This window comes from Paenibacillus sp. V4I3, assembly GCF_030817215.1.
Taxonomy (GTDB): Bacteria; Bacillota; Bacilli; order Paenibacillales; family NBRC-103111; genus Paenibacillus_E.
The window spans coordinates 2463744-2481042 of record NZ_JAUSZA010000001.1 but is presented as its reverse complement, the minus strand read 5'-3'; the positions used below and the strand labels follow the sequence as shown (position 1 = coordinate 2481042).

Annotated in this window: 14 protein-coding genes; 1 reads left to right on the top strand and 13 read right to left on the bottom strand. The window is 45.8% G+C overall.

Translation table 11 applies throughout. The features are described 5' to 3' along the window. Positions 1-15: 15 nt before the first annotated feature. The 13 genes from QFZ77_RS11475 to QFZ77_RS11415 all read right to left on the bottom strand — a co-directional run bounded on the left by QFZ77_RS11475 (position 16) and on the right by QFZ77_RS11415 (position 15601). Positions 16-1590, bottom strand: coding sequence for a type 2 periplasmic-binding domain-containing protein (locus QFZ77_RS11475; protein ID WP_307439524.1), 1575 nt, complete (start codon positions 1588-1590; stop codon positions 16-18). 426 nt (positions 1591-2016) lie between these two features. Further along, positions 2017-3585 (bottom strand): extracellular solute-binding protein, encoded by a 1569-nt coding sequence (locus QFZ77_RS11470; protein ID WP_307439523.1) that lies wholly within the window; start codon positions 3583-3585, stop codon positions 2017-2019. Positions 3586-3613: 28 nt separating this feature from the next. Beyond that, the gene (locus tag QFZ77_RS11465; RefSeq protein WP_307439521.1) at positions 3614-4483 is read right to left on the bottom strand and encodes a carbohydrate ABC transporter permease; all 870 of its coding nucleotides are present in this window, start codon (positions 4481-4483) and stop codon (positions 3614-3616) included. A gap of 28 nt (positions 4484-4511) precedes the next feature. Next, positions 4512-5468 (bottom strand): ABC transporter permease, encoded by a 957-nt coding sequence (locus QFZ77_RS11460; protein ID WP_307439519.1) that lies wholly within the window; start codon positions 5466-5468, stop codon positions 4512-4514. Positions 5469-5589: 121 nt separating this feature from the next. Then, positions 5590-6789 (bottom strand): glucuronate isomerase, encoded by a 1200-nt coding sequence (locus QFZ77_RS11455; protein WP_307439517.1) that lies wholly within the window; start codon positions 6787-6789, stop codon positions 5590-5592. 428 nt (positions 6790-7217) lie between these two features. Continuing rightward, positions 7218-8249: a zinc-dependent alcohol dehydrogenase gene (locus QFZ77_RS11450; RefSeq protein ID WP_307439516.1), complete on the bottom strand. Its 1032-nt coding sequence runs from the start codon at positions 8247-8249 to the stop codon at positions 7218-7220. A gap of 42 nt (positions 8250-8291) precedes the next feature. Beyond that, the gene (locus tag QFZ77_RS11445; protein WP_307439513.1) at positions 8292-9284 is read right to left on the bottom strand and encodes a hydroxyacid dehydrogenase; all 993 of its coding nucleotides are present in this window, start codon (positions 9282-9284) and stop codon (positions 8292-8294) included. A gap of 33 nt (positions 9285-9317) precedes the next feature. Then, positions 9318-10346, bottom strand: a complete 1029-nt coding sequence (locus tag QFZ77_RS11440; protein WP_307439510.1) for a Gfo/Idh/MocA family protein — start codon at positions 10344-10346, stop codon at positions 9318-9320. A gap of 24 nt (positions 10347-10370) precedes the next feature. Further along, positions 10371-11906: a type 2 periplasmic-binding domain-containing protein gene (locus QFZ77_RS11435; protein WP_307439508.1), complete on the bottom strand. Its 1536-nt coding sequence runs from the start codon at positions 11904-11906 to the stop codon at positions 10371-10373. A gap of 29 nt (positions 11907-11935) precedes the next feature. Then, on the bottom strand, positions 11936-12817 hold the full coding sequence (locus QFZ77_RS11430) for a carbohydrate ABC transporter permease (RefSeq protein WP_307439506.1): 882 nt from the start codon (positions 12815-12817) through the stop codon (positions 11936-11938). A 33-nt stretch (positions 12818-12850) separates the two neighbouring features. Continuing rightward, positions 12851-13816 (bottom strand): ABC transporter permease, encoded by a 966-nt coding sequence (locus tag QFZ77_RS11425; protein WP_307439504.1) that lies wholly within the window; start codon positions 13814-13816, stop codon positions 12851-12853. 18 nt (positions 13817-13834) lie between these two features. Beyond that, positions 13835-14632: a sugar phosphate isomerase/epimerase family protein gene (locus tag QFZ77_RS11420; RefSeq protein WP_307439502.1), complete on the bottom strand. Its 798-nt coding sequence runs from the start codon at positions 14630-14632 to the stop codon at positions 13835-13837. 30 nt (positions 14633-14662) lie between these two features. Further along, complete coding sequence (locus tag QFZ77_RS11415; protein WP_307439499.1) at positions 14663-15601, bottom strand: sugar phosphate isomerase/epimerase family protein; 939 nt, start codon at positions 15599-15601, stop codon at positions 14663-14665. Between the two features lie 243 nt (positions 15602-15844). Here QFZ77_RS11415 and QFZ77_RS11410 point away from each other — a divergent pair, with 243 nt between their 5' ends. Then, entirely contained in the window at positions 15845-17050 is a 1206-nt protein-coding gene (locus tag QFZ77_RS11410) for an ROK family protein (protein ID WP_307439497.1), read from the top strand. The last annotated feature ends 249 nt before the right edge of the window (positions 17051-17299 follow it).

The window sequence follows — 17299 nt, the reverse complement described above, 5'->3', positions numbered from 1 at the left end:
CTTTCAAATGGTAGCTTATTTCGTATCGATCATAATCGCGCCTTGTTTCTTGTTCCAGCGCTCAGTCGCTTCTTTAATAATTTCGTTGCCGCCTTTGGCTTTATACTCTTCGATCACCTTCGGCCAATCGGTGATTGGTTCTTTGCCGTAAATCATTTTGATCATGTGATCGATAATGATTTTCGGACCTACGTCAGGCTGGGGAGCTGCAAGATCCGGAAACTTAGCGAAGCTGCTCAAATCAGGATAAAATCCGATGCCGGCCAACCCTTCCTTCGATAGAACCTCATCGAATGCTTTCAAGGTCGCTTTTCCATCTTCGTTCAGCAGCAGTCTTGGTTTATTGTAAGTGGAGTCATGTACCGCCCACATCGTTCCGCTGCGGAACCCTTCTTCATCTGTTTCTTCCTTCGTCGTCGGGAATTTATAAGTAATTTTGCCGCTGCTGTCCTTGTTGTAAGTATCGCCTTCAATTCCGAAGGTAAAGAAAGTTTCAGCTTCCGGAGTAACCATCCAATCAAACATTTTAATAATTCCCGCAGCTGTTTCTTGCTTCACATTTTTATTAACGAAGAAGGAACGAATGACAGGTGCATAATAGAAATATCCGCCTTTTCCTTCCGGCCCTTTAGGTGAGGGAATAATATCAATTTTTGCCCCTGGAACAGCTTGTTGGGCCTTCGTACGGTAGCCTGGTAATCCAGAAGCATTTTGCGACCAGATTCCCGCTTTGCCCGACTCAATGCTTTTCGTAAAATCGGTAGAAGTGATGGTTGCGAATTCCTTTGGAATCAAACCTTCGTCATACATCATTTTATATGTGGTGAGTGCCTTCTGAACATTTTCTACATCGAAAAATTTCGGGATAACTTGACCATTTACCAGCTCAAATTGATCCTTATAAGGCAAAACATCGAAAGCTCCTAAGATAACATCCGCATACTTGAAGTTTTCCCTCATTTGATATGGATTCTCTACACCCATCTTCTTAAATGCCCGCAGCACATTCAAAAATTCATCTACGGTTTTAGGTGCTTGAAGCCCGGCCTTCTCCAGCAAATCCGTACGGATGTACGTGGAACGACGGGATGGATTGCTCAAAAATTCAGGAACACCATAAATCTTCCCTTCATACGAAACACTATCCCAAGCTGCTTTGGGTACCACTTTTAACAAATTCGGTCCATTCTGCTTCAAAAGCTCGTCCAACGGCATGAAAACACCGTTCTCTACAGAACCGGACATCGACTTACTGCCAGGACCGCCGATACTGCCAACAACGTCGGGAATATCGTTACTTGCGAACATAACGCCGAATTTGGCATCCTCCACAACCTTGACGTCCAAATCCGTATTCGTTAACTCCTCAAGCTTCAATATCCATTTATCCTTGTTCAAATCAGGTACTCGGGTATGGTAACCCGTACTGACTGTCGTTGGATAAAGCATCGAGAACTTAACTGGTGCTTTCTTCACGTTACCCGATGGCTGTGGTGAAGCATTTCCGGCTACCTTACCATCAGTAGAACATGCGGTTAAAGCAGAAGCTGTCAGCATGACAGCCAGGGTAAGACTGATTGTTTTTTTCATTTAACACCCCTTCTTTCCATTTCAAAGTGCAAGCGGTTTCACGACTCTGTATGTATCATAACGAAAAGTTGTCATTTCCTGTATGTATAAATTTAAGACGCTATGTCATTTTATACGATTAAACACAGCCGTTTCTGAACACCTGAACGTTAGTATGAACGAAGTCAGAACACAACGGTATCTATGTTCCGCTAAGTATATGGTGACACTGTGGAGTAATTTCTGACATATAAGCTGCTAATCTGAGGATCGAGAGGAACAAGGAGCCGCTATTTCGGTGATCATGCTGATGCGAGGCCGGTACGCGGAACGTGGGGGCGCTATTTTGGCGTTTCACCGGTTTTTACACCTCTTGGCTCATCAGCAAAACTCCACCAAAAAAACAAAAAACTGCCCGCTCATGGGGCAGTTTTTATCGACTTACCTTTACTGTTTCTTACCCAAAAAAAGCACACCTTCTTTATTATTGTAACGATCCGTCGCTTCTTTAATGATCTCGTTTCCGCCTTTGGTTTTATACTCTTCAATGACCTTCGGCCAGTCGGAAATCAGTTCCTTGCCGTAAATCATTTTAATCATATGATCCATAATAATCTTCGGCGCAGCATCCGAGCCTGGTGAAGCAGCATCAGGGTACTTGGCATCGGCCTCCAGATTAGGCGAAAAGCCAATACCTGATAACCCTTCCTTCGCTAAAATATTGTCAAATGCATTCAAAATGTAAGGTCCATTAGGATCCGTTTGCATTTTCAGACGGTTAACCGTACTTTCATGGGAGGAGTGCAGCGTACCGCGATGGTCCTGTTCCTCTTGTTCTTCTTTGTTGGTCGGTTCCTTATACTTCACTTTACCGTCAACAACCGTATACGTATCGCCTTCGATACCGAAAGTAAAGAACTTGAATGCTTCCTCTGACGTCATCCAGTCGAAATATTTAACGATGTCTGCAGCCGTATCAGGCTTCACGTTTTTGTTGATGTAATGAGCACCAATCACTGGCTGGTACATTAGATAACCGCCTTTGCCATCCGGTCCCTTCGGCGAAGTGATAACATCAATCTTGGCATCTTTCACCGCGTTCGGAATGTTCGTCCGGAAATCATTCAAGCTGACTAAGTTAGAGGACCAGATACCAACATCACCGGAGCGGATATTTTTCAACCAATCGGTCGAAGTTGTCGTCGCGAACTCTTTGGCCATCAAGCCTTCATCAAACATGGTCTTGATCACGTTAAGCGCTTTTGTCATATTTTCCACATCAAAAAACTTAGGAACAACTTGACCGTTTACAACTTCGAATTGTTCTTTATAAGGCAGCACATCGAATGCTCCAAGAACAGTGTCGGCATATTTCAAGTTCTCACGAGCACCATACGGATATTTAACACCTATTGCCTTAAACTTTCGGAGTACGTTCAGGAATTCATCGATTGTTTTAGGTGGCTGTAAACCTGCCTTTTCAAGCAGATCGGTACGAATAAACGTTGCACGTCTGGAAGGATTCTCTAACCAGTTGGGGATACCATAAATCTTCCCATTATAGGATACGGCGTCCCACGCTTCCTTTGGTACTGTTTTCATTAAATTAGGGGCATTCTGTTTCAGCAAGTCATCCAGTGGCAAGAACATCCCTGCTTCTACAGAACCAGACATCGCTTTATCTGTCGCTGTGCCCAAGCTCCCAACCACATCAGGAATGTCACTGCTCGCGAACAAGATGCCCATCTTGTTTACTTCCGTTACTCTAAGCGTAAGATCGGTATTCGTCAGCTCCTCCAATTTCTTCACCCATTTGTCATTGTTAATGTCAACACGAGTGTGGTAGCCAGTGTTAGTCGTGGTTGGATATGAAATAGAAAACTTGGTCGCTGCCTTTTTTGCCGCTGTTGTGGCTGTGGGCGTTGCTTGTTGCTGATCGGTCTTTCCCGTTGAACAGCCCGCTAAAGTACCGACAGACAATACAGCGACGAGCGCGACACATGTAGCTTTTTTCAAAAGAACCCCTTCTTTCCTATTGAAAATATCAGGATTTCACTGAACCCACCATCATCCCTTGGATAAAGTGCTTTTGCAGGAACGGATATACACATAGGATGGGGATCGTAGCCACGACAATGACCGCCATCTTAATCCCTTCCGGTGATAGTAATAGCATTAATTCCGAAGAAACGTCCGATTGCCCCATTTGATCTGTAAATACAATTTCTCTTAGCCGCACTTGCAGCGGAATCCAATTGCGATGATCGATATAAAACACGGCCTCGGCATAACGGTTCCAATGACCCACTGCATACATGATGCCCATCGTAGCCATAGCGGGTTTAGAAAGAGGCAGTACAATATTCCACAATATCCGAAACTCTCCGCATCCGTCAATTCTTGCCGAATCCAGCAGCTCCGTCGGCAGGTTCTGGAAGAATGAACGCATCACGAATAAATTAAAAGCACTTATCGCCATAGGAAGCATTAAAGCCCAAAGTGTATTAAGAAGCCCTAACTGTTTCACCAACAAATAGTTCGGAATTAACGGTGCGCTGAAAATAAGGGTAAACAGCACCATCACCAGAATGGATTTACGGAACAAATATTCAGGTCTAGATAACGGATAAGCAAGCGTTGTTGTCATAAACAGGTTGATCAAGGTTCCAAAAACCGTAATAATGACACTATTTCGAAACCCAAGCCATATGGTCGGGTCCTGTAAAATAAGTTTATAACTCCCCAGTGTAAAGCCAACTGGCCACAACGATACTTTACCCGCATTAATAGCAGTGTTATTACTTAATGACTGTGCAATAATGTGAATAAGGGGAAGCACCATGCTCAATCCGATGATACCTAACAAAATGATATTGAATAAATTAAAAATTTTATGACCTCTTGTCATAATCATAGCGATTCACCTCCGGTCTCCTTCCGTATCAGTACAAACCTTCCCCGGTCATCTTTTTACTAAATGTATTACTGATCATGATCAACATAAGACCCACAACCGACTTGAACAGCCCAATGGCGGTCGTGTAGCTATATTGCCGATCAACAAGACCTGCCCGGTACACAAACGTATCGATAATCTCCCCATTCTCATTGTTAAGCGGGTTAAGAAATACAAAGACGCGTTCGAAACCGAAATCGAGAAAGTTGCCAATTTGAAGCAGGAATAGAATAACAATCGTTGGTAGAATACTCGGAATCGTGATGGAAAACACTTGACGAATCCGGCTGGCTCCATCAATTTGTGCAGCTTCATACAGATCGGGATTGATGCCAGCAATTGCGGCCAAATAGATGATGGTGCCCCAACCGCTATCCTTCCACACCCCAGAACTGATTAGAATGGTCCGAATATAGGTATTTTCCCCTAAGAAATAAATGGGCTCGACGCCAAATAAGGACAGCAAATGATTAACGATTCCGGTGGATGGCGATAATACCCCTACAACAACTCCGCCTACGATGACCCATGACAGGAAATGCGGCATATAGACCACGGTCTGAACAATCCGCTTATACATCATCATTCTCACTTCATTGATGAGAAGAGCCAATAGGATCGGAATCGGAAAAGCGAAGAACATATCGTAAATACCGATTAATATCGTATTTTTCAATATCTGAAGGAAATCTGTATACTCGAACATTCGTTGGAAGTTTTCTAAACCTACCCATTTGCTTCCTTTAATTCCTTTGAAAATGTTGTAGTTTTGAAACGCGATGACGGAACCGAATAACGGGATATATTTAAAAAGTAAGAAATAAATAATTCCCGGTAATGAGATCACATAAATTGGCCAATGCTTTCGCACAAAAGCCCATTTCTGACTCTGCGATGAGAAATCGTAAACCGTTCGATCGGATGGCTGTATTTTACTGGCCATAGTTTCCTCCCCTTCTTGTATGCTGCTTCAATTTGTCTTCTTCATCTTACTTGGGTTGTCCGGAGGTAGCGATGGTGAAACTTATAGCGCTTTGTGTTTTTTTACGATTGGTAAAATAGAATCAATGAGCGATGCCATAGCGCTTTGCTGCACTTCCATACAGCCAATTCTCAGCTACAAATAAGGCCGTGTCATAATCAATCCAGCCAGCTTCTACTTGCCCCCACAGGAAATCGCTCACAATCCGTTTGACAAGTAATATCTTGCCATAGCTCCACTCCATACAGCGGGCATCGGATACAATGAGCGAGCTTTTGATTGCCGGAAGCGCTTCTAACCGGTACTGCATACTATCTCGGTATGTACTTGCCCGAAAGTTAAACCACCAATGTCCGCCCACATGAACATTTGGAAAATTCCATGCCGCTTGCACAATATCCAGATTGTTGAGCTCTGAGGCCACCACAAGCTCGAATGTACAGGCATAGGCTTCAAACAAAGCAGATAGCTTCAAGATACGGGCCGGGTCATTGACCGGAGTGGCTGTTCCACACCAGGAACGTTCCACGCCGAGAAACAACTGAATGAGAAGTCCCCTCTGCTCAGCTGCAGCACCTAATTCGTGCAGAAGCATCATTAATATCTCATCCTTGGTGCTGCCTTGCCCGATCACAACCTTGCGGTTCGCCCTGGCTTCATAGCTCGGCAATGTCGTCATGATGCCCGCATAACCGACTTCCTTGTATGTGTCCAATAGCTGAGTCAGTTTCTCACGCGCTTGAGCGAATGCCTCAGCCGGGTTATGCGACAACTCAACTTCTTTGACCCACCCGCCCAATTTACCGTCAATTCGCGGGATCAGTATGGCGTTCTCTCGCATGCCTTGGAACTCCGCATGCTCGGGTATATTCACGACGAATCTGCTGACGTTCATCCGGTCTGCGACCTCTTGTGCCCACGTGGCGCTTTGCGCAGTCTGTTTGACTGCGGCGTCTGCTTTCAGTACTGAGGCAGCGTCGCTGATCACAATGCCATATAGATTTTTGAAAATTTGGGTCAACACCACATTCATCATCGTGTTTCTTGATCCATGATAAGCTTCCAAAAAGGCAGCTATTCTTATATCCTCCGGGAGCTCCATGGCATTCGCCGGATAGCCGGCAGCCTGCAGCTCGCGAAACAGCCAGAAATAATGCGCAATCTCCCAGAAGTCGCTAGCACAGAGACGATCCCCCACAAGGTGGGTGTGAGTATCCAAAACAGGCAGCTGCATGATACGTTCCTCAAAAGCTTCCTTACCGTGTTTCATCTCCATATTCATTCCTTATCCTCCTCTATAACAACTATGTCCTGATGGTACAATGGTTACCCCATCTGTTCCATGGGGTAACTTCCGCTGGGTTGTGATTTTTTATGATGGCTTCCGATCACGAGATAAAAAAACCTGGCCGATGGCCAGGTTCTTGTCTAATGCCGTACGCTCGAGGATGGGGAACTAACTTCTCTTTGCTATCACTCGCTCGGATAGATACCAAGCCGCCATCTTCTCGTCTGTAAAGATGAAATACATTGTTACAGACACGATTTCACATCCCCTTGCATTTGCAACGATGAAAAATATCTTTACAGCTTTGTGTACTGCATGTGTGTTGTTGCACCTTTGCAACAATATGAATATGAATTGGCTACATCCATTTCAAAAAAATAAACCGCCTTAAGGAGGTTTCCTTAAGGCGGTTTGTCTTCATGCTATTTGACCTCACAGTCAATCATGACGTGAATGGTATCTCCTTTATGTTCATTCCTCAATTGGAATGCCCTGGCGACTTCCGCGAGGGGAACGACGTGAGTAATCATTTCCTCGGTGTTAACTAACCCGTCAAGGACCAGCCTCAGCCCTTCATCGAAGTAGCGTCGGTTATCGATGTCCCGCTTAGGCTCCGTAGAAAGGATATCCAACCGTTTTTTATGAACCTTGAAGAAATCAACCGGTTTGTGACAGGTGCCGATGCAGCCGTACATTACAATACGTCCGTTCTGCGCTGCTGCATTAATAGCGTCTACCATACCTGCTCCTTCCAGAAGACAAGGAATGACCACGTCAAAGCCATCCGGGAAGTCTGCTCCCACGATATCCATGGTATCCGCATGTTCATGAGGGATTTTATAAGTATGCGTGGCGCCATATTTGCGTGCTAGCGCCAGTTTTTCGTCAAACAAATCCGTTACGACCAAATTTCTCGGGCTAAACATATTTATGACTTGAGTCATCACTAAACCGCTGACGCCTTGCCCAGTGATCAGCACGTTCTTATTAGGAGAAATGTCCCCGAGCTCTGCTGCATGGATGATGCCCGGAAGCACTTCAATCAGTGACCCTTCGATTAACGGCAGGTCTTTGGGCAAAACCTTAAGGGAAAAAGGGGTGCAGCATACATATTCGGCAAAAGCACCCCAAACGTACCGTAAAGCTACATGATCGCCTTCCTTGACACCAATCACATTAGGACCGACCTTATCAATAACCCCTGCAACTTCATGTCCCAGCCTGGTAGGGTACGAAATAAATTCAGGCTCGCGCGCACCACGGAATACCTCAACGTCACTTCCACAGATACCGACCCACTTGACCTTGACGCGTACTTCGCCTTCCTTGGGTTCCGGAATTAAAGCCCGTCTGACACTAATCTCTCCGATTGCATCCATAACCGCACACATCTGCGTTCCGGGGCCATCATAATCAACCAATTCCATAGGAGGAACGGACATTTTTCTAACCATCTGAGTATTTCTCCTTCCGATATAAAAGGACTCTGCGACCTGTTAGGCCATGACTTCCCACATTTTCTCGTTCACTTCATATGTCGTCTTTTCTTCTCGCTGGCTTCTGATGATGTCTTCAACCACTTCTTCCATCAACGCAAGATGGCCTTGTACAGAAGCTCCGGCAATATGGGGAGATAGAAGCACATTCGGCAGCGACCGGATAGGATGATCCACAGCAAGAGGCTCCTTCTCAAATACATCAAGTGCTGCAAAGAATCGTCCGCTTTGAAGTCCTTCCATAAATGCCTGCTCATCCACCACAGGACCTCTGGAAGAGTTAATGAAGACCGCACCATCCGGAATAAGTGCCAACAATTCACGGGTTAGCATTCTTTCCGTAGCGGGAAGCTTCGGCGCGTGCACCGAAATAATGGGGCAGCCCATTACTTCCTCTAATGTAGCCCGCTTAGCATTCAACCGTGCTGCCGCATCTTCCGTCAAATAGGGATCGTAAATGAGAACATTGACTTGAAACGGCGCAAGCAGCTTGATAAAAGCGCGAGCCGTAGAGCTAGCCGAAATGATGCCGACCGTGCTGCAGGTAAGCTCTCTTCCCTTCAAACCGGGAATCTTCCATTTCCCTTCCCGCATCGTGGAATCGAAAGCAGGCAAATACCGCAGAGATGTTAGCAGCGCCGCCAAGCAATATTCTCCTACACTTAACGCGATCCTCGGAGCTGCAGAGAATACTTTGACTCCTCGAGAGAAAATCTGCTTCGGAACAAGGTTCTTCACAGTTCCGGCCGCATGGCCAATAGCTCTAAGCTTGACGGCCTTCTCTAGCATTTCTTCTGTCAGGCTGGGGGATCCCCAACTGGAAATAATCACTTCAGCATCCGCAACCAGCGCTGATAACTCTTCTTGTGTATAGTCGCGTCCCGTCTCATTCCAGACCGGTTCGAAATAGTCATATATTCTCGCACGGCACGCCTCTGAACATACTTCATCCAAACGAGATTGCGGTGAAAGCACCAAGGTTTTTAACTTCATTGCAAAAGTCCTCCTTCGTTTTCCCATCAAGGATTAGAGCTGCACAACCTGACCAGTCCGCATCGATTCAAAACAACCATCGATGACCTTCATTACCTGGATGATTTCCCGGCCTGAAGCCAGAGGTTGACGTCCCTCTCGTATGGCGTCGGTAAATTCCTCAAGCTGCCATGTGAAATTAGAAAAGGTGGTTTCACAAGTTTCCAGCTTCTCTCCATTCAAACTAAGCTCATATTCGTCTTTCAGATGCAGCAAGCCGTTCGACCCGATTAAATACCGGTCGTAAATGCTGTTCTGCGTAGACCATATACGCTTTCCTGTAAGACCATCTTCATCCGTCGGGCGGCAGCCCGCGTTGAACGACATCCACACATTCGCCATCCGGCCTTCGCCAAAATTCATGGAAATGGCGACTTCATCTTCCCCCATCCAATTCGGGTTGTTGGAATGTCCTTGCGCATAGACCGACTGGGGGGCTCTGCCGTAAGCCCATAGCATATAGTCAAGAATATGGCTTCCCCAAAGCGGAATAATAAATCCGCCAATTTTCGATTCGTCCTTCCACCAATCTGCTGCCGGCTTATCCATATGCGCCAGAAGCATCGCGTTGATATTGATCAAATCGCCGATAGCCTTCTCTCTCACCTGACGGATCGATTCCATCACCGGTTTATAAAAACGGCGGCTTTGCCCGATCATTAAGGTAACGTTATTTGCTTCCGCAGCCTCTGCCATCTCCTCTGCTTCCTGCACATTCATCGCCATAGGCTTTTCAACCAGCACATGCTTGCCGGCACGAAGCGCCTTAATCGAATATTCCGCGTGAATATCATGCGGCAGAAGCAGCAGGAAAGCGTCGATATTCGGATCATTGACCGCGTCATCATAGGAAGTATAGGTTTTCACCCCTTCCCACTTTTCTGCTTCCGACTGCAGTTTACCTTCATCGCGGGTTACCAGCGCAACCAGCTCAATTTTATCAGTCAGCTCCCGTACTGCCGGAAGATGGGACTTCGATACGCGTCCTAATCCAACAACAGCCAATCGCAATTTTTGCAGCATGGACTCTCGACTCCTTTTCTCTGTTTACTTACCGTTTTTTCTATCCTGATAGGCCTTGTTGAACTCCTCGATCATCTTCATATAATTGGCGTCCGTTTTGAACGTTTTAACCATAGCATCCCATGATTCGATCGGTTCTTTACCCATGATCACTTTAACTTTCATATCGTCCATCTTCTTCTTATAGTCCGGTCCCATTTTCAAATCGACTTCGGACAACAGACCGATCGATACATCTGCTACCCCATAATTTGCTCGATCGTCAACAATTTTCTTGTTACGCTCGAAGGTTGCTTTTGGCATACCTACGCGGTAGGCCCACAGGTATGGATCGAATCTTTCGAAGATTTTACCGAACGAGCTTTGCGATACACTGTCTTTGACAGCTTGCTCTGTAGCTGTTTTGAAGCCGTCTACCACCTTGAAGTGGATATCCTTAAGGCCGTAGCAGGCCAATTCAAAGCCTTCCTCCGATGCGCCGTAATCCATCAAAGCCAGGATTTTCTTCATTTTGGCTTCAGGAACTTTTTTCGGGATCACGTATAGCCCGGCAAATCCGGAACCCGTATGAACCATTTTCCCGGCTGGGCTTTCAAGATAATTCATAGCGACAAAATCGGCTTTCGGATCAAGCTTTTGTGCACCTTCCGTAGAACGGAAAACACCTTCCGTGGTATCCATTTGGACACCGACTTTGCCCGCTTTCGCCATGTTTTCAAAGTCGGTGGTTTTCATAGCAATGAAATCTTCAGGCAATATTTTATCCTTGTACATCTTATTTAAATAAATAAGTCCGTCTCTTGTTCCCTGTTCCAGATCGGTGTCAACCAGCTTGCCGCCCGCTTCTTTCCACTTACCGTTACTTTTGTTGAAAATATCGATCACTTTTTCCCAGTTCTTGCCGTTATAACCATACGTATCAGCCTTGCCGTTTTTGTCGGGGTCTTTATCAACAAATGCTTTTAATGCCGTGTAAAACTCATCCATCGTATGCGGCATCTTCAGCCCTACGTTATCCAACCAATCTTGGCGAATATTGAAGAAGCTGCTTCCATGGAGCGGACGTACCGACGGCAGGATGTATTGTTTGCCATTCACTTTGACACTGTCCATAATTTCTTTCGGATAAGCCGACAAATTTTTATAATCCTTCAGATAAGGCGTCAAATCCCAAAACGCGCCTTGCTTAATCATGTTAATCGCCTGCGTTTGTTTCATGTCCTTGATCTTCATCAAATCAGGCATGTCGCCCGATGCCAGCATAACGTTTTGCTTCTCTTCCCATGCATTTGGAGATGCCCAAGTAATATTCAGCTTGGTATTCGTGCGCTTCTCAAATTCCTTCGTAACTGGATTATCAGCTGCTGGAGGTTCCGGTGTGCTAAACTCCGTGAAAATGCTGATTTCCGTTGGTGTACCACTGTCAGCCGTAGCGGATGTTCCTGTTGTTGAAACTGGCGTTGCACCGCCGGAACAAGCCGATAGGACCGATGCTACCATGATGAATGCTAGAGATGCAGGCGCCGCTTTAGAAGTGATGACCCTTCCTATTTCTTTCATATTAACCCTCCTCATTCATTTTAAAAAGATTATCCTTTCACCGAACCCAGCATGACGCCTTTGGCAAAATGCTTTTGTAGGAACGGATAAACACACAGGATTGGAAGCGTCGCTATAACGACTGCAGCCATTTTTAAAGTTTCGGTAGGGATACTTTGTTCTGCCATCATCTCCGCTGCTGCCGATCCCCCCGCTTGAGTCGATGAGTCGATCAACATATTGCGCAGCACGAGCTGAAGCGGCCATTTGGCATGATCATTGATGTATAATACCGCACTAAAGAATGTGTTCCAGTAAGCCACTGCGTAAAATAATCCGAATGCGGCAAGTGCGGGAAGTGACAGTGGAAGAACGATCCGGAAGAAAACGCCGATATCGGTTGATCCGTCAATGATAGCGGATTCCTCCAACTCAACCGGAATGCTGTCGAAGAAGCTTTTCATCAGGATGACGTACCATCCGCTGGTCAGCACCGGTAAAATCAATGACCAGATGCTGTTAATCAAGCCCAAATCGCGAACCAGCAAGTAAGGCGGGATCAATCCCGGACTGAACAAAAGTGTGATAAGAATCAATAGCATGATCAGTCTTCTACCCTGCAACCGCTTACGGGATAAACCATATGCGAGTGCAGCTGTTATCACCAGGCTGAGTGCGGTTCCGACAGTAGCTAGAAAACCACTGATCATAGTTGCGCTTTGAAAAGCCGACGTAGATAACAAATATTTGTAAGAATCCAATGTCCATTTTTCTGGAAATAAGATATAGCCTTGCTTCTGGATATACTCCGCCGGATCCGTAAAAGAAACGACAAATACATAATAAAGCGGAAAAAGCGTAATGATCGCTATAATGCCAAGCACAATGATATTCGCCGTATCAAAAATGCGGTCGCCTATGCTTCGTTTCATTATTCTCACCCCGTTTCTGATAGTTAGCGGTGATTAATAAACGCCTTCTTCGCCAAAACGTTTTGCCAGCTTATTGGCTGCAATAACCAGAATCAATCCAACCACCGATTTGAACAAACCGACAGCGGTACTGAAGCTGAATTGTCCCTGCTGAATACCGAGACGATAAACGTAAGTTTCAAATACATCCGCGACATTGGACACTGCGCCGTTCATCATCAAAAATACTTGCTCGAAACCTACGTCCATAATATGACCGAGCTTTAAAATGAACAAAACGACAATGACACTGCGGATTGCGGGCAGCGTTACGTGCCAGGCTTGCCGGATACGGTTGGCTCCGTCCATTTTAGCCGCTTCATACTGCTGAGGATCCACGCCCGCAATAGCGGCTAGGAAAATGATCGTTCCCCATCCGGCTTCTTTCCAGACGTTCTGTACGGTAAGCAGTACCCAGAAATTATTTTCATTCGTTAAAAAGTCATATTTGGCAGCCCCTAAACTGACTAGCATCTTATTGACAATGCCCGACGACTGCGACAACAACAAGAAGGTAATCCCTGCGATAATAACCCACGAAAGAAAGTGTGGCATATACACGATCGATTGGATCCACTTTTTGTAGATTGCATTGCGCAGTTCGTTCAATAAAAGTGAAAGTATGATCGGCAGCGGAAAAAAGAACACCAGGCTCAGCAAGCTGATAGCCATCGTATTTCGAAATAAAAGGTAGAAGTCGTGGTTTGAAAAAAAGCGGATAAAATGGTCAAAGCCAACCCACTGACTTCCGGTTACACCTAGGTATGGCGAGTAATCTTGGAAAGCGATGACGACTCCCCACATAGGAACATATTTGAATATCAGAAAAAACAACACGCCAGGAGCAATCAACAAATAAAGAAATTTGTCTCGTCTAAGTCCGTGCATCACATGCTTCCATCTGCTTTGCGGTGCGGTTTTTGCGAGACTGCTTAAATACAATTCACTCTGAGCTGCCATGGTACTGCACCTCCTTCATTACTTAAAAAGCGACTTCGCGTAAGCAAGATCTTCGGCGATGTAGCGGTCTTTATTGGCAAGATCCGTGTATTCCGCAGTCAAACAGACAACGCCGGCATAGTTTCGTTCTTTCACATAAGCAGCAATCCTTGGCCAGTGGGCCATTCCATGCCGTCCGGTCGTAAAATGACGCTTCCACTCGGCTGTTTCGGCTTCAGGTCCGTTGCTTCGAATAAAGAAACCGTTTTTCAGATTCACCATCGCAAGGTGGGACCAAACGATGTCTAATCCATATTCAGGCTGCTGTCCCGCGAATGCGTCGTGCGCAGCATCCCAGACTACACCGATATGGCCCGGGCTGAGGTTATCCATCAACCTCATAATTCCATTGGAATCGATGATAAAGTTTCCGTAATGCTGCTGGACGCCGACCTTCACGCCGTACTTCACGCAAAGCGGGACAAGCTCTTCCAACATCCGCTTGGTCCTTTCTTCCGTCGCCTTATAGCCGTCCTGATCTATGTTGGCCATGATCCGGATAAGCGGCACTCCAGCCTCCGCACATGCGGCGAAAATCGATTCATCGGTTGAAGCGGCAACGCTGTATATGTTGACCCCTTGTTCACCGAGCTGCTTAGCGAATTCCGGCAGCGTTTTCTGGGCGGTTTCAGGCTCAACCTGAAACCCGGCACGCACAGGAAGCTCGATGCCGTCAAAGCCGATACCGCTTACAAAGCGGGCCAGCTCGGGAGCCGGTTTATCTTTCCAATGTTTGACAAAGAGTGAAAAAGAAAATGGCTTTTCTGAATTTTCCACAGCAGCGCTACACTCCCTCAGTCGAACTTTTTATACGTTGACATTAGATTTTGTGATACTTAGCAATTGCTGCACATCCTTATAACATTGCTGCGCTAACACGGTATGTACAGGAAGATCGGAGCCAGGCTTGCTAACACTTTCAACAGTGAGGTAGCCGCTGTACCCGATTTGCTCCAGCCCGCGGAAAACTTCGTACCAGTCGATGCCGCCTTGATTAATAAGCCGGTGACAAAAATATTGTGCTTCATGTTTGCCCTGTTTAGGCACGACCCGGTGGTATCGGCCGATATGCGGCACATAGTCACTATATTCGAAAGCCCAAGGATACTGGTTTCCTTTCAATTCCACGATGTCTTTGATATGAACATTGAAGAGGTATGGTTTTAAGCGTTTAATGGTTTCTATACCATAATCTGTCGGTACCTGATACAAGTTGACCGGATCCATGATCAGCCCTACATTACTTCGCCCTACCGCTTCAACAAAGGCGATTGACGAATCCGCAGTATCACATAGTGTTCCATGGTGCATTTCAATAACCGCTCGGATATTGCGTTTGCTTGCGGCATCGGCACAGAGTTGAAACCACTTCACAGCTTTCGCAAAATCATCCTTGGATACCTCATCGGAATGCTGGAATCCTGGATTCAATCTCATCATGCCGCATCCGATCGTTGATGCAAAATTGAGATAGCGCTCCCATTTCAGAAACTCGGCATTATTTTCCTCCTCCGTATTACAGGCAAAATTTCCTACAAACAATGACAGATTAATAGGCGTTAGACGATAGCCTTCAAGCAAATCTTTAATTTGCTCCGCCCGTTCTTGCGGAATATGACCGTCTTTCAACTCACCAACACCACGAATCTCCACACCCTCATAGCCAATAGCAGCCGCATCTTTCAAAAAATGCTCGATTGTAGAATCATCATACATATTACCGCCTAAGACAATCATTGTTTTCATCCTATCCCCTCCGTAATAGCGCTTACATTAGTATGAGGATATCATAATTCAATCGCGATACTTATGTCAATATTCAAATTAAGTTTTATTTTTTAAAGAGATTAATAATGAAACATGACCCTTTTAGGTAAAAATATATTGAACTTTGTTCTGTTTTTTATTAAAGTGAGTATACTACCCTTATAACTATAGGTTCAGGTATAATCGATTTAATGACATAATGATATAGCGACGGTGAAGTTCATGATAATTCCTAACAAAAGTGATCAAAAGGGCAGCAAAACCAGTATCATTCAAGCCTTGCGCATGCATGGATCCATGCCTCGGATTAAATTGACCAAAGTTACGGAACTGAGCAGGGCTACCATCTCTTCAACGATTTCCGAGCTAATGGATTGGAATCTTGTCAAAGAAACGGAAAAAGCCCCATCCACGGGTGGGCGTCCAGCTATTTCTCTAGAGCTTGTGCCAGGATCCCATGGCATTATGGGTGCCGATTTGGACAATCAAGTATGGACGCTAGGCGTGTTTGACTTACTTGGCAATGTCCTGCATATGACGAAAATACCAGTCAGCTCGTCCCAACCCGAGACAGCGATCCAGGAGTTGACTGATCAAACCTCAAAGTTTGTTAAGGAATTGGACATAGAGGTCATCAAATTGTTCGGTCTGGGGGTACCCGGTCTTGTCGATACGAGACGAGGTATTATTAGGAGCGCATCAGATTTGGGCTGGTCTAACGTGGACATCGAGGAAATGGTAAGCAAAAAGCTTGGTTGGCCCACCGTGGCCATAAACAGGCATCGCGCCCGCGGGCTTGCCGAATGCCGATTCGGTTCGGGAAGCGGCTACAAGCATATGATTTATGTCGGGGTCGGCTCCGGCATAGCTGCCGGAATCTTTAATGATCGGCAGTTGGTGTCCGGTTCATTCGGCGGGGCAGGTGAGCTCGGGCATATTACGGTTGAACCAGACGGACCTGTATGTCCTTGTGGAAATAACGGATGTTTGCACTTGTACGCTACGGCTTCAGCGATCGAACAGGAAGCCCGCAGACAGCTTCGCTCCAGACAAGAGGAAAGTTTGCTTAACGGCATAGTACCAGGAAACGATCTCCAACTTCTTCAGGCAAGGGACGTTTGCTTGGCCGCAGATCAGGGCGATGAATTAGCGATACGCGTCGTTAACCATGCCGCCACTTATCTAGGTATTGCTTTGGCTAATCTGGTCAATTTGCTGAATCCCGAAGCTATCATTCTTGGGGGATCCATTCCGAGCATGTGCTGCACATATGTACAAACCGCCACTAAAGTAATGAAGCAGCGGTCCATGATGGCCCTCTCTGCCGGAATAGCGGTAGACACCGCCGTATTGCCCGAAATCGGCGGAGCACTCGGTGCAATCAATTATGCGCTTGATCAACATTTTTCTTTTACAATGATTCAGTAAAAACAAACCTTCACTTTAGGATTGCATAGCCCTTTTTGCTCCATAAATAGGAAAGAGCACTGACCTATTAGTCAGTGCTCTTTCCTATTTATGGAGGCGAGTCATGGCTTGGCAAATCCACATTCATTGAAGCAAATCGTTAGGACCGTTCCATAAGCGTTTACTTATGATCTCAGCTACTAAGAGTATGATAAAATTCACTCCAGCACAATATAAGAAATCCCACCATACGAGAGTGTACAGCACTCC

What these genes read in the sequence shown, in the direction of transcription:
- QFZ77_RS11465 (WP_307439521.1), bottom strand. Translation starts at nt 4,483, where the DNA reads ATGATTATGACAAGAGGTCATAAAATTTTTAATTTATTCAATATCATT.
- QFZ77_RS11455 (WP_307439517.1), bottom strand. Translation starts at nt 6,789, where the DNA reads ATGAATATGGAGATGAAACACGGTAAGGAAGCTTTTGAGGAACGTATC.
- QFZ77_RS11450 (WP_307439516.1), bottom strand. Translation starts at nt 8,249, where the DNA reads ATGGTTAGAAAAATGTCCGTTCCTCCTATGGAATTGGTTGATTATGAT.
- QFZ77_RS11435 (WP_307439508.1), bottom strand. Translation starts at nt 11,906, where the DNA reads ATGAAAGAAATAGGAAGGGTCATCACTTCTAAAGCGGCGCCTGCATCT.
- QFZ77_RS11440 (WP_307439510.1), bottom strand. Translation starts at nt 10,346, where the DNA reads ATGCTGCAAAAATTGCGATTGGCTGTTGTTGGATTAGGACGCGTATCG.
- QFZ77_RS11430 (WP_307439506.1), bottom strand. Translation starts at nt 12,817, where the DNA reads ATGAAACGAAGCATAGGCGACCGCATTTTTGATACGGCGAATATCATT.
- QFZ77_RS11445 (WP_307439513.1), bottom strand. Translation starts at nt 9,284, where the DNA reads ATGAAGTTAAAAACCTTGGTGCTTTCACCGCAATCTCGTTTGGATGAA.
- QFZ77_RS11425 (WP_307439504.1), bottom strand. Translation starts at nt 13,816, where the DNA reads ATGGCAGCTCAGAGTGAATTGTATTTAAGCAGTCTCGCAAAAACCGCA.
- QFZ77_RS11475 (WP_307439524.1), bottom strand. Translation starts at nt 1,590, where the DNA reads ATGAAAAAAACAATCAGTCTTACCCTGGCTGTCATGCTGACAGCTTCT.
- QFZ77_RS11415 (WP_307439499.1), bottom strand. Translation starts at nt 15,601, where the DNA reads ATGAAAACAATGATTGTCTTAGGCGGTAATATGTATGATGATTCTACA.
- QFZ77_RS11460 (WP_307439519.1), bottom strand. Translation starts at nt 5,468, where the DNA reads ATGGCCAGTAAAATACAGCCATCCGATCGAACGGTTTACGATTTCTCA.
- QFZ77_RS11410 (WP_307439497.1), top strand. Translation starts at nt 15,845, where the DNA reads ATGATAATTCCTAACAAAAGTGATCAAAAGGGCAGCAAAACCAGTATC.